The 13889-nt window shown below is 70.2% G+C and carries 14 protein-coding genes; 8 read left to right on the top strand and 6 right to left on the bottom strand.

Annotated features, from left to right (window positions below; all coding sequences use genetic code 11):
• Positions 1 to 39: 39 nt before the first annotated feature.
• Positions 40 to 1071, top strand: a complete 1032-nt coding sequence (aroF, locus tag AC5L3X_RS21525; protein ID WP_494859108.1) for a 3-deoxy-7-phosphoheptulonate synthase — start codon at positions 40 to 42, stop codon at positions 1069 to 1071.
• Between the two features lie 51 nt (positions 1072 to 1122).
• Here the strand turns inward: aroF and thiI are convergent, their stop codons facing one another.
• Complete coding sequence (gene thiI, locus AC5L3X_RS21520; RefSeq protein ID WP_494859107.1) at positions 1123 to 2322, bottom strand: tRNA uracil 4-sulfurtransferase ThiI; 1200 nt, start codon at positions 2320 to 2322, stop codon at positions 1123 to 1125.
• 218 nt (positions 2323 to 2540) lie between these two features.
• Here thiI and AC5L3X_RS21515 point away from each other — a divergent pair, with 218 nt between their 5' ends.
• Complete coding sequence (locus AC5L3X_RS21515; RefSeq protein WP_494859105.1) at positions 2541 to 3470, top strand: MHYT domain-containing protein; 930 nt, start codon at positions 2541 to 2543, stop codon at positions 3468 to 3470.
• Between the two features lie 53 nt (positions 3471 to 3523).
• Entirely contained in the window at positions 3524 to 4345 is an 822-nt protein-coding gene (locus tag AC5L3X_RS21510) for an MHYT domain-containing protein (RefSeq protein WP_494859103.1), read from the top strand.
• A gap of 136 nt (positions 4346 to 4481) precedes the next feature.
• On the opposite strand, the gene AC5L3X_RS21505 is transcribed toward AC5L3X_RS21510, so the two are convergent.
• Positions 4482 to 5507: a 6-phosphofructokinase gene (locus AC5L3X_RS21505; protein WP_189128672.1), complete on the bottom strand. Its 1026-nt coding sequence runs from the start codon at positions 5505 to 5507 to the stop codon at positions 4482 to 4484.
• Between the two features lie 116 nt (positions 5508 to 5623).
• On the opposite strand from AC5L3X_RS21505, the gene AC5L3X_RS21500 reads away from it, so the two are divergent.
• Positions 5624 to 7084, top strand: a complete 1461-nt coding sequence (locus AC5L3X_RS21500) for an FGGY family carbohydrate kinase (RefSeq protein WP_494859101.1) — start codon at positions 5624 to 5626, stop codon at positions 7082 to 7084.
• Positions 7085 to 7137: 53 nt separating this feature from the next.
• Positions 7138 to 7869 (top strand): Clp protease N-terminal domain-containing protein, encoded by a 732-nt coding sequence (locus tag AC5L3X_RS21495; protein ID WP_494859098.1) that lies wholly within the window; start codon positions 7138 to 7140, stop codon positions 7867 to 7869.
• Here AC5L3X_RS21495 and AC5L3X_RS21490 read toward each other — a convergent pair.
• Together AC5L3X_RS21490 and AC5L3X_RS21485 are read right to left on the bottom strand one after the other, a co-directional pair.
• Positions 7866 to 9227: a N,N-dimethylformamidase beta subunit family domain-containing protein gene (locus AC5L3X_RS21490; protein ID WP_494859097.1), complete on the bottom strand. Its 1362-nt coding sequence runs from the start codon at positions 9225 to 9227 to the stop codon at positions 7866 to 7868. The two genes, AC5L3X_RS21495 and AC5L3X_RS21490, sit on opposite strands and share 4 nt — an antisense overlap.
• A 183-nt stretch (positions 9228 to 9410) precedes the next feature.
• Positions 9411 to 10313 (bottom strand): lactonase family protein, encoded by a 903-nt coding sequence (locus tag AC5L3X_RS21485; protein WP_494859095.1) that lies wholly within the window; start codon positions 10311 to 10313, stop codon positions 9411 to 9413.
• 96 nt (positions 10314 to 10409) lie between these two features.
• Between AC5L3X_RS21485 and AC5L3X_RS21480 the strand changes: the two genes are divergently transcribed.
• From AC5L3X_RS21480 to AC5L3X_RS21470, 3 genes are all read left to right on the top strand, one after another.
• The gene (locus AC5L3X_RS21480; RefSeq protein ID WP_494859165.1) at positions 10410 to 11267 is read left to right on the top strand and encodes a bifunctional helix-turn-helix transcriptional regulator/GNAT family N-acetyltransferase; all 858 of its coding nucleotides are present in this window, start codon (positions 10410 to 10412) and stop codon (positions 11265 to 11267) included.
• Positions 11268 to 11519: 252 nt separating this feature from the next.
• Positions 11520 to 11918: a hypothetical protein gene (locus AC5L3X_RS21475; RefSeq protein WP_494859094.1), complete on the top strand. Its 399-nt coding sequence runs from the start codon at positions 11520 to 11522 to the stop codon at positions 11916 to 11918.
• Between the two features lie 15 nt (positions 11919 to 11933).
• On the top strand, positions 11934 to 12893 hold the full coding sequence (locus AC5L3X_RS21470) for a WXG100-like domain-containing protein (protein WP_494859092.1): 960 nt from the start codon (positions 11934 to 11936) through the stop codon (positions 12891 to 12893).
• Positions 12894 to 12921: 28 nt separating this feature from the next.
• On the opposite strand, the gene AC5L3X_RS21465 is transcribed toward AC5L3X_RS21470, so the two are convergent.
• Positions 12922 to 13263 (bottom strand): YbaB/EbfC family nucleoid-associated protein, encoded by a 342-nt coding sequence (locus tag AC5L3X_RS21465; protein WP_494859091.1) that lies wholly within the window; start codon positions 13261 to 13263, stop codon positions 12922 to 12924.
• A gap of 124 nt (positions 13264 to 13387) precedes the next feature.
• Positions 13388 to 13855: a Dps family protein gene (locus tag AC5L3X_RS21460; RefSeq protein WP_494859089.1), complete on the bottom strand. Its 468-nt coding sequence runs from the start codon at positions 13853 to 13855 to the stop codon at positions 13388 to 13390.
• Positions 13856 to 13889: the final 34 nt, after the last annotated feature.

The raw sequence follows: 13889 nt of genomic DNA, 5'->3' as shown, positions 1-13889 counted from the left end.
ACCCGGGGCCTTCTCGCGTTTCCGGAGGAGAAAGAGCAGATGGTTATCGTGATGGGCCCGGAGGCCACCCCAGTCGACATCGAGTCGGTCGTCACCGTCGTCCAGGCGGCCGGCGTGGAGGCGTTCGTGAGCAGGGGCGTGCGGCGCACGATCGTGGGTCTGGTGGGTGACGTGACCCAGCTGGACGCGGCCGGCCTGCGGGGCATGGGCGGGGTACGCGACGTGATGCGCGTGTCGACGCCGTACAAACTGGTGAGCCGCGAGAACCATCCGGAGCGCTCGACCGTGCACGTGGGCGGGGTGCCGATCGGTCCCGACACCGTGACGCTGATCGCGGGGCCGTGCGCGGTGGAGACGCCGGGGCAGACGCTCGACGCTGCGCTGATGGCCAGGGCGGCGGGGGCGACGCTGCTGCGCGGCGGAGCGTTCAAGCCGCGCACGTCGCCGTACGCCTTCCAGGGGCTGGGCGAGCGGGGACTGCGCATCCTGGCCGACGTGCGCGAGGAGACCGGGCTGCCGATCGTCACCGAGGTCGTCGACGCGCAGGACGTGGAGCTGGTCGCGTCCTACGCCGACATGCTCCAGGTCGGCACCCGCAACGCGCAGAACTTCGCGCTGCTGCAGGCGGTCGGCACGGCGGGCCGGCCGGTCATGCTCAAGCGCGGCATGAACGCCACCATCGAGGAGTGGCTGATGGCCGCCGAGTACATCGCGCAGCGCGGCAACCTCGACATCGTGCTCTGCGAGCGGGGCATCCGCACGTTCGAGACCGCCACCCGCAACACCCTCGACGTCTCGGCGGTGCCGGTCGCCCAGCGCCTGTCGCACCTGCCGGTGATCGTCGACCCGTCGCACTCGGGCGGCCGGCGTGACCTGGTGCTGCCGCTGACCCGGGCGGCCATCGCGGTCGGCGCCGACGGCGTGATCATCGACGTGCATCCGCAGCCCGAGCTGGCGCTGTGCGACGGCCCGCAGGCGCTGATCGACGGCGACCTGGAGGAGCTGGCGGGGGTCATGCGCGACCTCCCGGCGCTCCTCGGCAAGTCGGCCGCGGTGGCGCAGCCCGCCTGACGGCGGGCCGTCCGCCCCCTCCATCCGGCGCCGGGTGGAGGGGGCCTGGTGTCAGAGGGTGTACTCCTGGATCGAGTCGGCCAGCTGGACGGCCAGCTCCTCGGCGTCGAGCCGCTTCTCGATCTGCTTCAGGTCCTCGATCTTGGCGCGGGTCTCGGCCCGCTTGGGGGCCAGGAGGCTGCAGCAGTCCTCGTCGGGCAGCTCGGAGATCTCCAGCGTGCCGAGGCGCCGCGCCTCGGCCATGATCTCGGTCTTGTCCCAGCCGATCAGCGGCCGCAGGATCGGCAGCTCGACCGCGTGGTCCTGGGCGGTGATGTTGGTCAGGGTCTGCGAGGAGACCTGGCCGAGCGCGTCACCGGTGATCAGCGCCGAGGCGCGGATGCGGTGGGCGACCTCCTCGGCCGTCTTGAGCATGAGCCGCCGCTGCGCGATCACCGCGAGCCGGTCCTGGCCCGAGGAGCGGATCGACTGCTGGGCCTTGCCGAACGGCACCACCCAGAGCCTCGACCTGCCCTGGAACCGGTCGAGCTTCCTGACCAGCGCGTAGGCCTTGTAGATCGACTCGGACGTGGTGAAGGGGATGCCCGAGAAGTGCAGGAAGTCGACGTGCAGGCCGCGCCGCATCATGCGGTAGGCCGCCACCGGCGAGTCGATGCCGCCGGACATGAGCACCAGGGCCCGGCCGCTGCTGCCGACCGGGAGCCCGCCCTGGCCGGGGATGCCCCCGGTGAAGACGAACACCTCGTCGCGGTCGACCTCAATGGAGAGGGTCAGCTCGGGGTGGCGCAGGTCGACCGGCAGGCCGTACTCGTCGTTGATGGCCCCGCCGACGAACCGGTCGAGCTCGTTGGAGCGCATCGGGAAGCGCTTGTCACGGCGGCGTGAGCGGACCGCGAACGCCGCGCCGCGCTTGACCTCCTCGCGGTCGCGGAAGAGCTCGATGCCGGCCTTGAGCACCGAGTCGGGGTCCTTGGCGACCCGCCAGGCGGGGTGGATCCAGACCAGCCCGGGCACGTCGGCGACCCGCCGGGCCACGGCCTCGGACTCCTCGACGGTGGCGCCCGGGGGCAGGAAGATCGCGACGACTCCGTGGCGGCGGCGGACGTCGACCTTGAGTCCGAGCTCCTGGAGCGCTTCGCGGATGTTGCTGATCAGGCGGCGCTCGAACAGCTCACGGTTCTTGCCCTTGAGGACGATCTCGCCCAGCTTGAGCAGAACGCACGGCTCGCCCAGGGCGGACATCGTCGTCATGGCTGAACCTCCGGGGGAAGACGGGGATACGGGCGTTAGAAGCAACGCCGCGACCTATGGAGTTTAGTCCGCCTCCGCCCCCGCACTCGCTTTGTCATGCTGGAGGACTTTTCACCTTCCCGACAGAGAAAATTGACAGATAGTCGAGATATCCATATGAATCGGACAGGGCGGCTGGCAAGATCACGGAGACCCCTATCGCAAGGAAGCTTTGACGAATGTCGGTTGTGAATCACTTCACCCATGGCCCGCTCACGCCCGTGCTCGCCTACGTGATGTCGTGCCTGGGGTGCATGCTCGGCCTGCGGCTGACCGCCCAGGCGCACGCCTCCCGAGGCGGCGCGCGGGTGCGCTGGCTGCTCGGCGCGGCCGTCTCCATCGGCGGCACGGGCATCTGGGTCATGCACTTCGTCGCCATGATGGGCTTCGCGGTCGAGGGCACCCAGATCAGGTACGACGTGCCGCTGACCGCCGCCTCCGTGGTCGTGGCCATCGTGGTCGTCGGCACCGGCCTGTTCCTCGTCTCCTACGGCGGGGGCCGGCCGCTCGCCCTGCTCGGCGGCGGCGCGCTCACCGGCCTGGGCGTGGCCAGCATGCACTACCTGGGCATGTACGCGATGAACATGTCCGCGCACGTCTCCTACGACCGCAGGATCGTGGCCGCCTCCGTGGTGATCGCCGTGGTGGCCGCGACCGTCGCGCTCTGGTTCACCCTGCGGGTCAGGAAGCCGATCTGGATCACCGGGGCGGCGCTCGTCATGGGTGTGGCCGTGGCCGGGATGCACTACACGGGGATGTACGCGATGGTCGTCACCCCCCACGCCGAGCCGGGAGTCCTGCCGGGCGCCGACGCGCTCGACTTCCTGGTGCCCCTGATGACCGTGATCTCCCTCATCACGCTGACCATGCTGCTCATGGTCATCCTGGCGCCGTCGGCGAAGGAACTGCACGAGGACGCCGAGCTGGACGCCCGGCTGGAGCGGCGCAGGCTCGTCACCCAGCGGCCGGCGCACCTCACCGGGCCCGTCCAGCGGCCTCTGCCGGCGGCCCCGGCGCCCGTCCAGGAGTGGGGCACGGAACCACCCATGTATCCCGCTCCCTCCCTTGGAGTCCCATCTTCCTCTAGGTCACGATCCCGACACAGGTAGTTGCGCTCCCCGCGACATACCGCCCATACTCCCTTAATTGCTGAGGGGGGCCCATGTCACCGATCGACCATTTCTCCTACGGGCTCATCACGCCCGTGCTCTCCTATGCCATGTCCAGCGTGGGATCCATGCTCGGGCTGCTGCTGGCTTCGCGGGCCCGTCTCGTCCAGGGCAGGGAGCGAGCATTCTGGCTCGTCGGAGCCGCCGTCGCGCTCGGCGGCACGGGCATCTGGACGATGCACTTCATCGCCATGATGGGCTTCGGGGTGCGCGGCACGGTGATCCGCTACGACGTGCCGCTCACCGCCGCCTCGGCGTTCCTCGCGGTCGTGGTCGTGGGCGCCGGGCTGTTCCTCGTCTCCTACCACGGCGAGCGCGTCGCCTACCTCCTCGGCGGCGGCCTGCTGACGGGCATCGGCGTGGCCGGCATGCACTACCTCGGCATGATCGCGATGAACATGTCCGGCCACGTCAGCTACGACCCGCTGATCGTCACGCTCTCCGTGCTCATCGCGATCGCCGCCGCGACCGTGGCGCTCTGGTTCACCATCCGCGTCACGGGCGCCGTCCAGCGGATCGGCGCGGCGTTGATCATGGGCATCGCGGTGACGGGCATGCACTACACCGGCATGTTCGCGATGGCGGTCGACGTGCACGAGACGACGACCCCGCTGGCCGGGTCCAAGGGGATCGACTTCCTGCTGCCACTGATCGTCGGCATCAGCCTGATCACCGTGGGCCTGCTGCTCGCCGTCATGCTGTCGCCGTCGGAACGCGAACTGCGCGGCGAGGAGGAGTTTCTGTCCCGTACGGAGACGGAGAAAGGCGACGAGGGCGCGCCGCAGGCGAATCTCTTCGGCACGCCCCGCGGTTGAGCTATCTCCTGGGTACGGCTTGCGACGCGTAGTGGGCCGCCGACTCGTCGCGGCGCAAGCCGTACCCTGAGGGGGGTTTTAGCGGTAACCCCGCTGACTCAGAAGGTACGGCCCGCCGCTTGCAAGCCGCTTACAGTCAGCCGAAGAAGACCTCGGCCTCCTCGTAGCGCGACACGGGCACCGTCTTGAGCTCGGCCGTCGCCTCGTCGAGGCCGACGCGCACGATGTCGGTGCCGCGCAGCGCGACCATCTTCCCGAAGTCACCCTCGTGGGCCGCGTCGATCGCCTGCAGGCCGAACCTGGTGGCCAGCACCCGGTCGAACGCGGTCGGGGTGCCGCCGCGCTGGATGTGGCCGAGCACGGTGGTGCGGGCCTCCTTGCCGGTGCGCTTCTCGATCTCCCTGGCCAGCACCTCGCCGATGCCGCCGAGCCGCACGTGGCCGAACGCGTCGAGCTCGCCGGCCTGCAGCTCCATCTGCCCCTCGATCGGGTGCGCCCCCTCGGCGACCACGAGGATCGGCGAGTAGCGGGTGCGGAAGCGGGACTCGACGTACTCGCAGACGCGGTCGATGTCGAACGGCTTCTCCGGGATGAGGATGACGTTGGCGCCGCCCGCCATGCCGGCGTGCAGCGCTATCCAGCCCGCGTGCCGGCCCATCACCTCACAGATCAAGGCCCGGTGGTGGGACTCGGCCGTGGTGTGCAGGCGGTCGATGGCCTCCGTCGCGATGTTGACGGCGGTGTCGAAACCGAAGGTGTAGTCGGTGCCGGACAGGTCGTTGTCGATCGTCTTGGGCACGCCGACGACCCTGACGTCGCGGTCGTAGAGCTGCTTGGCCACTCCGAGGGTGTCCTCGCCGCCGATGGCGATGAGCGCGTCGACACCCGTCGCCGCCAGGTTGTCCTTGATCCGGTCGACACCCCCCTCGATCTTCATGGGGTTGGTGCGCGACGAGCCCAGGATCGTGCCGCCTCGCGGCAGGATGCCACGGACGGCCTGGATGTCCAGGGGCATGGTCTCGCCTTCGAGGGGGCCACGCCAGCCGTCACGAAAGCCGACGAACTCGTGGCCGTAGGCGCCCACTCCCTTGCGGACCACGGCCCGGATGACCGCGTTGAGGCCGGGGCAGTCGCCACCCCCGGTGAGCACTCCAATACGCATGACGGGTTCCTCCCGATGAGCTTCACTACCAGAATCGCATTGTGCCCGCCTGTGCGGGCATTGGTCTAGACCAAATGCGAGCGTACCGAGCGAAACGTCTTCCGGGAGGAGAATCCGTGAGCGTGTTGGCGATAGACGCGGGCACGACGGGGGTCACGGCACTGGTGGTGACCGATGACGGCCAGATCGAGTCAAGGGGTTACCAGGAGTTCGCCCAGCATTTCCCAGAGCCGGGTTGGGTGGAGCACAACCCCGAGGAGATCTGGCAGGCCGCGCTGAGCGCCTGCGCCGTGGCGCTGCGCGGGGCGACCTCGGCGCCGGTCTGTGTCGGGATCACCAACCAGCGGGAGACCGCGGTGCTGTGGGACCGGCGCACCCTGGCGGCGCCGCGCCGGGCGATCGTCTGGCAGGACCGGCGCACCGCGGGCATCTGCGGCCGGCTGCGGGAGCAGGGGCACGAGCCGCGCGTCTCGGAGCTGACCGGGCTGCGGCTCGACCCCTACTTCACCGCCTCCAAGCTGGCCTGGCTGGCCGAGTACGATCCGCGCGCGTGGGCGGGCGTCACCGGCGGCGACGTGGTGATCGGCACCGTCGACTCCTACCTCATCGCCCGGCTCACCGGCGGCGCGCGGCACGTGACCGACCCGTCCAACGCCTCCCGCACCCTGCTGTACGGCCTGGCCTCGGGTGGCTGGGAGCCGGAGCTGTGCGAGCTGTTCGGGGTGCCCGAGGCGGCCCTGCCGGAGATCGTGCCCAACTACGGCGAGCTCGGCCGCACCGACCCCGGCGCCTTCCTCGGGCTCGACCTGCCGATCTCGGGCGTCGCGGGCGACCAGCAGGCGGCGCTGTTCGGGCAGACCTGCTTCGCGGTGGGCGACGTCAAGTGCACGTACGGCACGGGGTCGTTCATCCTGACCAACACGGGCGGCGAGATCGTCCGGTCGGAGGCCGGGCTGCTCACCACGGTCGCGTGGCAGACGCCCTCGGGCGAGCTGACGTACGCGCTGGAGGGGTCGATCTTCGTCACCGGCGCGGCCGTGCAGTGGCTGCGCGACGGGCTGGGCCTGATCGGCACCGCCCCTGAGTCGGAGGCGCTGGCGCGCACGGTGCCCGACAGCGGGGGCGTGGTGTTCGTCCCCGCGCTGACCGGTCTCGGCGCGCCGCACTGGGACCCGGAGGCGCGCGGCCTGATCACCGGCATCACCCGCGGCACGACCAGGGCCCACCTGGTCCGGGCCACCCTGGAGGCGATCGCGTTCGAGGTGCGCGACGTGGTCGAGGTGATGACCGGCGGATCGGCCCCGGTGCTCAAGGCCGACGGCGGAGCAAGCGTCAACGACCTGCTCATGCAACTGCAGGCCGACCAGCTCGGCGCGGTGGTCGAGCGGCCGGTGATCCAGGAGACCACCGCGCTGGGCGCCGCGTTCCTCGCGGGGCTGGGCGCCGGCGTGTGGGACTCGGCCGACGAGCTGCGCAAGACCTGGCGGCTCGACCGCCGGTTCGAGCCCGGCGAGCGCGACGACGCCGGCTACCGGCGCTGGCGGGCGGCCGTCCGGCTGGCGTCCACCCACGACTGAGCGATCGTCAACACGAGGTTGACGACAGGAGGTCGTCAACCTATGGTTGACGCATGGAGCAGACCGTTCGTCTCGACGACCTGATCAACGCGATCAAGAGCCGCCACCCCGACGGCGATCCCCTGAGCGAGCTGTCCGACGCGGTGACGCTGGGCGAGCACCTCGGCGAGGTGGCCGACCACCTGATCGGCCATTTCGTCGACCGGGCCAGGCACTCCGGGGCCTCCTGGACCGACATCGGCCGCAGCATGGGGGTCAGCAAGCAGGCCGCGCAGAAGCGGTTCGTGCCCAGGGAGGGCACCTCGCTGGCCGAGGAGCTCAACACCTACAGCCGCTTCACCGCGCGGGCGCGCAACGTCATCGTGCGGGCACAGGAGGAGGCCGGCGGGGCCGGGCACGACCACATTGGCGTCGGCCACCTCGTCCTCGGCCTGCTGCACGAGCCCGAGGCGCTCGCCGCCAAGGCCATCGAGGCACTCGGCGTCACGCTCGACGAGGTCAGGGAGGCGGTGCCGCCCACGCTCGGCCCCGCAGCCGACCCGCCGTCCGGAGTGCCGGCGTTCAGCGCACAGGGCAGGAAGGTGCTGGAGCTGACCGTCCGCGAGGCGCTGCGGCTCGGCCACAACTACGTGGGCACCGAGCACCTGCTGCTCGCCGCCCTGGCGATGGAGGACGATCCGGCGGTCACCGCCCTCGCCGGGCTCGGCGTGACCAGGGAGCCGGCCGAGCGGGAGGTCGTGCGGCTGCTCGACGCCATCGTGCGGGCCAGGGGAAAGCAGTCCTAGGCCGGACCGGCCGGGCCCTTGGCGAACCTGGTCAGCAGGTTGAGCGTCGCTCGGCGGGTGAAGGCGGAGGCGGCCCGCGTCACGCCGTGGCCGCACGCCTCACCTTTCATGCCGCACACCCAGCGCATGGTGCCGGAGGCGAACACCCCGGCGCCGCTGGGGGCGACGTAGTAGGTGCTGTTGCTGACGGTGGCCCGGCCGCCGCAGTCGACCGGCGACTCGGCCAGCACCTGGACGCCGTCCGGCGAGCCGGCCGCCACCTTGTCGGTCTCGACGCCCGCGAGCCCGGGGAAACTCCTTCCCCGGGTCCCTCTGAAGATCCAGTGGCCCGGCCTGCTCACCCGGTAGGTCGCCTCGGCCGGGAAGCAGTCGTACATCTGCCCGACCAGCCCGCTCTCCGGCTCCGACTGCCGCCAGAGCGGGCACTGGGTCTCCTTGTCACACATGATCATCCTGCCGTACAGCCCGATCCGCCAGTAGACGGCGTTGGCCCCGAGAAAGGCGAGGTTCGCGCCCCGGTCACGGGCCCGGGTGACGGCCTGCCGCATCTGCGGCGACCAGTACTCGTCATGGCCCAGCGACACCAACGCCCGGGCGCCACGCAGCACGCCGGGGCGCAGGTCCAGGCTCGTCAGGTAGGCCAGCGGCACCCCGCTCCGCTCCGCCAGCTGGATGGCGGACTGCTCGAAGTCGAGGAAGAGCCGGGCGCCCGAGCCGTCGTACGGACGGTCGAAGGTGACCTTGCGCGACCGGTCGTCGTAGCCGCCGGGCCCGGTGTACAGGCTGCGTCCGCCCCACAGGTTGTACGCCTGCCAGGTGGTGACCGCGTTGACGATCACCACCCGGCCCTCGGTCGAGGCCGAGCGTACGGTGATCGGGACGTAGCGCTGGCCGCCCGTGGACGCGTCCAGGCGCACCAGGTAGGCGCCCTCGGCCCAGCCGGTCGTGTCGACGGTGAGCGAGGGCTCCCAGTGGGCCGCGGTGACCATGCCCTCGACGACCTTCGGAGACGGCTGGCGTACGCCGTCGGTGCGGGCGGAGCGCCAGACGAGGGCCGGCCGGGCGCCCATCCGGAACGCCGACGCGGTGAAGCGCGGCGCGGTCGTGGAGACGAGCAGCCGGAACCTCTCCCCCGGCAGCACGCTGACCCGGTCGGCGTAGCCCTCGATCTCGTGCTCCCCGCCGCGCTCGGTGAGGCGCCACGGCACCCGCGCGGCGGGCCCCGCGAGCGGCGTGCGCGTGGGCGCGGCGGAGGCGGCCACGGGCGCGGACGCCGAGGCGGGCTTGGGGGCGTCAGGCGCGGAGACGGCGCCGCAACCGGCGGCCAGCAGGACGAGGACGGCGAGGACATGGCGCACGAGCACCCATGGTCGGGGCCGGGCTCCGGACGCTCCTCCCCCTTGGCGAAGTCCTTACCGGAGACGTGCCGGCCTCTGACGCGCGGGCGCCCGCCGGGCCAGTGCGGGGCCGCGCGGACGTCATACCCGCCGCGGGCCCGAAAGCCGGGCGCGCCCGTCCGGGCGGGCGTCCCAGGGCCCCGGCTACGCGGGGAGCACGCAGGACGGGCTCCTGACCTCGTACGCCTGTCCGGTCGGCTCGGGTACGCCGTCCTCCAGCGCGAACACCGTGACGCTGTCGGAGCGCTGGTTGGCCACGTACAGGCGGTCGCCGTCGATCGCGAAGTGCCGCGGCCACTCACCGCCCGACGGGACCTCGGCGACGGGTGAGAGGTCGTCGGCCCGCAGCACCGAGATCGTGTCAGGGCCGCGGTTGGCCACATAGACGAGGCCGTTCGCCACGGCGAGGTGCGAGGGCTGGTTGACCACCTCGCGCCTGGACGCGGGCGTGCCCTGCCTGCTCTCTCCGTCGATGAGGGTGACGATGCCGTCGAGCTCTCCTACCACGTAGAGGCGCGAGCCGGCGAAGGCCAGGTGCCGCGGGCCGGTGCCGGGGTCGAGGCGCAGCGACTCCAGCGGCGTGCCGTCGAGCGTGTAGCGGCGGATCTCGTCGGTGCCCAGGTCGCTGACGTACAGGAGGTCATCGTGGAAGACGCACTGGTGGGCGTGCGAGCCCTCCTGCCGGTCGGGCACCGGGCCCGCCCCCTCGTGACGCAGCGTGATCGGCTCCCCGGTGAACGCGCCGCCGGGGCCGAGGTGGTGCAGGCCGGCCGTGCCGTCACCGTAGTTGGCGACCGCGAGCAGTGTGCCCGAGGGATGCACGGCGACATGGCAGGGGCTGTCGCCGTCGCTGGAGCGTTCGTCCAGCGGTGCGAGGCCGCCTTCGGTGGTGAGCGCGGTGATCCAGCCCTGCGCCAGCTCCCCGACGGCGTACAGCACCGGCAGCGTGGGATGCGCGGCGAGGAACGACGGCGAGGCGAGGCGGGTCAGCCCGTCGCCGATCGTCTCGATGCCGGGGCCGTAGCCGCCGATGTACAGGCACTTCACAGGAAGGCTCCTCCATGCTTGACTGAGGCAATGACTTCGTTGATAAAAGCAAGGGTTTCTGAGGTCAGAACCTTCAACCGGTTCTATACGAAGGTGATGGGCATCCTCCAGGCGGGCATGCTCGACTCGCCCTATTCGCTGACCGAGGTGCGGGTGCTGTTCGAGCTCGCGCACGCCGGCCGGCTGGAGACCGGCGAGCTGCGCGCCCTGCTCGACCTCGACGCGGGCTATCTCAGCAGGATCCTGGGCCGGTTCGAGGCCGCCGGCCTGATCTCGCGGGAGCGTTCGGCCGCCGACGCGCGCAAGCAGGTGGTGAGCCTGACCGAGGCGGGCGCGGCCACGTTCGACGGGCTCGACGCGCGCTCCAGCGAGCAGATCGAGCGGCTGCTGGCCGGGCTGCCCGACGAACGGCAGCAGAGGCTGGTGGCCTGCATGGCGACGATCCGGGAGCTGCTCGGCGGGCCGGCGGAGCGCGAGCCGTACCTGATCAGGCCGCCGCGGACGGGCGACCTGGGCTGGGTGGTCCACCGGCACGGCGAGCTCTACAGCGCCGAGTGGGGCTGGGGCATGGAGTTCGAACGGCTCGTGGCCCGGATCGTGGCCGACTACGACCCCGCGCGCGACGCGGGGTGGATCGCCGAGGTCGGCGGCGAGCGCGCGGGGTGCGTGTTCTGCGTGCACGAGGACGACACGACCGCGCGGCTGCGGATGCTGCTCGTCGAGCCGTCCGCCCGGGGCCTCGGTCTCGGGCGGACGCTCGTCGAGGAGTGCGTGCGCCACGCCCGCGAGCGCGGCTACGAGCGGATCACGCTGTGGACCCGCGACTGCCTGGCCGGCGCCCGGCGCATCTACCAGGCGGCCGGGTTCGCGCTGGAGTCGGAGGCGCCGGGAACGGAGAACGGGATCGAGGTCACCGAGCAGAGGTGGACTCTCGGCCTGCGGCGTCCGGCTTAGAGCGCGCGGATGAGCTTCGCGCGGGACACGACAGGGCCTCTACCGAACGCCACCGGCCGGCCACACCAGGCGACCGCGAATCTCTCGCACTTTGGGCCTTCCATAGAAGAAGAGAGGAGTTAACGTCCAAGACATGTTCATCCGCAACCGATGGCCCGCGAGTGGAGACCTTAACGTTCCCGACACTTTTCGCCACAACTTCTGACCTATGATTCCCGGATTGATCGCATTTTTCGTCGGGGAGGGAATGCCATGGATGTCAACCACGAAAGCATGGAGCGTAGCGGCAAGCTCATCCGCGACGTGGGCGAAGACTTCGGCACGGACATCGCTCAGAGCTTCATGATGCTGCGCTCGATCGGCACCCACCTCGGCGACCCGGCCTCCGACGAGGCCGCACGGATCTTCCGCAAGGGCCAGGACGGTCACCCAGGCTACGACGCCGCGGTCCGTGACCTGGAGATGGCCTCGAAGAACATGGCGAAGGCCTACGAGGCCATCGGCCGGGCCATCGTGGCGATGAGCGAGAACGTCAGGACGGCCGACTGGGCGAGCATGGTCGACACCGGATCCGTGAGGACGATCATCGACTTCGGCGGGAGCCCGAACGACCCCATCAGCGTCCCGGCCACCCAGGTCGAGACGACCTGATCAGGAAGGGATGTCATGCCCCTCGGGCTGGGGAGCAAGGTCGCGCTGGGCAGTATGGCCGGCGCCGGCGCCGCCGGAATTCTGGCGCCCGAGGTCCTGTTCGGGATCTCTTATCTGAGCGGCGACCCGGACTGGATCCGGGACGCGGCCAATGTCCACGACGGCATCGCCGACAGGATCGACAAGACCTTCCAGGACGCGGACAAGGCCGCCACCGCGGTCTGGAAGGACAGCTCCGGTGAACCGGTCTCCGCCTTCAAGAGATTCTGGGAGAAGGAGTACGGCCCTGCCGTGTACAAGATCTCCGTCAAGCACCGCAACATGGCCCAGGCGTGCCGGGCCTACGCGAAGGTCGTCGAGGACACGAACCAGGCGCTGAGGGTGCTGTGCTGGATCATGACGGTGGACATGATGTTCACGATCGGATACCAGGTGCTCACCTGGAAGATCCTGGCGGCGGTCATGAAGAGGCAGGCGCTTCTGCTCAAGGAGGTATCCAGCAAGTTCGTCAAGATGTTGCTGCCGACCTTCATGTACTGGACCGCCGACAGCGCGGCCTACGCCGCGGGGGAGGTCGCGTTCCCCTTGGCCCTCAACTACCTGGGCGGGATCAAGACCGACATGTCCGGCGCCGAGGTCAGGTCGCTCGGCTACAACGCCACCGCCTTCCGCGAGCACTTCATCGCCACCGTGCTCTTCAACGGCATCATCGACGGCAGCCTCGCGACCATGGCGAAGATTCCAGGGGTGAAGGTCCTCGCCCAGGACGTCAAGTTGCCGAACGGGGTGGTCCTGAACACCGCCACCACCGTGCCCCGATTCCTGGCTTCGATCTCATACTCAGGGATCATGGACGTGCAGCACGGAGACAACCCCCTGCCCGGGGCCGAGAAAGGCCTGACCGAAGAGGAGATGTACCAGAAGCTCATCGTCCATGGAACGCGTACATTCTTCCCGAGGCCGCCCAAAAACTAGGAGAGCCCGCGAAGGCGTCCCCCGGCGGTTACCGGCGCGGGGGCGCCTGCCGGTCATCCTCGCCGAGGTAGGGGCGAGCGACGTCCATGAGACGCCGCGCCGCGTCCTCGGTCGCGCGCCGTGACGCGTCCAGGATGGCCTCGGCCAGTTCCTCTGAGCCCATCTTCATGGCCCTGGGATCGATGCGCAGGGAGGTCAGCTCCCCCGAGGACGAGACCTGGACCTTGATCCTGTCGTCAGCACCCGTCGCCTGCCCGCGCACGTCGCCGATCTGCTCCATGACCCCGGAAAGCTCCTCGGAGTTGGACTTGAACTCCGCCATGAGCCGGTCGAGCTCGAGGTCGCCGGTTGATCCATCCCGTTCCATCATGGTTTGGGACCCTATCTGATCAGAAGTGAACGTTCAGCACCGTGCGGCCCGGACAACGGGGACGCCGGAAGCCCTCGGGCAGGCGAAAGCCCGGGGCCACACGGGCTCCCGGGCTTCGGCGGGCTCAGCGCTGGGCCTGGAACATCCAGCGTTGCTTGTCGATGTCCTGGGTGGCGGCGATGAGCAGATCCTGGGTGACCGGGTCCGCCTCTTCGGTCGCCTCGACCCGCTCGCGCATCCGCTGGCCGATGCCGTCGAGGATGTCGCTCATACTGGCCACGACCTTGCCGTCCTCGATCCAGCCCCGCTCCGGCTGCGTCACCTTGGTGGTCTTACCGAGGGTGGTGGAGCGCCCGTCAGGGTTCAGGCCGACCGCCGCCGCCCGTTCGGCGATGGTGTCGGCGTGCCTCCGCGCCAGTGACGTCACCTCGTCCAGCTGGAGGTGGACCTGGCGGAAGTGCGAGCCGATCACGTTCCAGTGCATCTGCTTGGCGACCAGCGACAGGTCGATGAGATCGACCAGGGCTCCCTGCAAGGCCTCCGCGACCGTGTTCTTCGCGTCACCCGAAAGCGGGCCCGTGATCTTAGCCATGTCGTTTCCTCCCCGTTGGTTCGACAACATGCTC

Source organism: Nonomuraea sp. CX421, from assembly GCF_059358955.1.
This window is presented reverse-complemented; position numbering and strand designations above follow the sequence as displayed.

What these genes read in the sequence shown, in the direction of transcription:
- AC5L3X_RS21480 (WP_494859165.1), top strand. Translation starts at nt 10,410, where the DNA reads ATGGGCATCCTCCAGGCGGGCATGCTCGACTCGCCCTATTCGCTGACC.
- AC5L3X_RS21515 (WP_494859105.1), top strand. Translation starts at nt 2,541, where the DNA reads ATGTCGGTTGTGAATCACTTCACCCATGGCCCGCTCACGCCCGTGCTC.
- AC5L3X_RS21495 (WP_494859098.1), top strand. Translation starts at nt 7,138, where the DNA reads ATGGAGCAGACCGTTCGTCTCGACGACCTGATCAACGCGATCAAGAGC.
- AC5L3X_RS21475 (WP_494859094.1), top strand. Translation starts at nt 11,520, where the DNA reads ATGGATGTCAACCACGAAAGCATGGAGCGTAGCGGCAAGCTCATCCGC.
- aroF (WP_494859108.1), top strand. Translation starts at nt 40, where the DNA reads ATGGTTATCGTGATGGGCCCGGAGGCCACCCCAGTCGACATCGAGTCG.
- AC5L3X_RS21470 (WP_494859092.1), top strand. Translation starts at nt 11,934, where the DNA reads ATGCCCCTCGGGCTGGGGAGCAAGGTCGCGCTGGGCAGTATGGCCGGC.
- AC5L3X_RS21505 (WP_189128672.1), bottom strand. Translation starts at nt 5,507, where the DNA reads ATGCGTATTGGAGTGCTCACCGGGGGTGGCGACTGCCCCGGCCTCAAC.
- AC5L3X_RS21465 (WP_494859091.1), bottom strand. Translation starts at nt 13,263, where the DNA reads ATGATGGAACGGGATGGATCAACCGGCGACCTCGAGCTCGACCGGCTC.
- thiI (WP_494859107.1), bottom strand. Translation starts at nt 2,322, where the DNA reads ATGACGACGATGTCCGCCCTGGGCGAGCCGTGCGTTCTGCTCAAGCTG.
- AC5L3X_RS21510 (WP_494859103.1), top strand. Translation starts at nt 3,524, where the DNA reads ATGTCACCGATCGACCATTTCTCCTACGGGCTCATCACGCCCGTGCTC.
- AC5L3X_RS21460 (WP_494859089.1), bottom strand. Translation starts at nt 13,855, where the DNA reads ATGGCTAAGATCACGGGCCCGCTTTCGGGTGACGCGAAGAACACGGTC.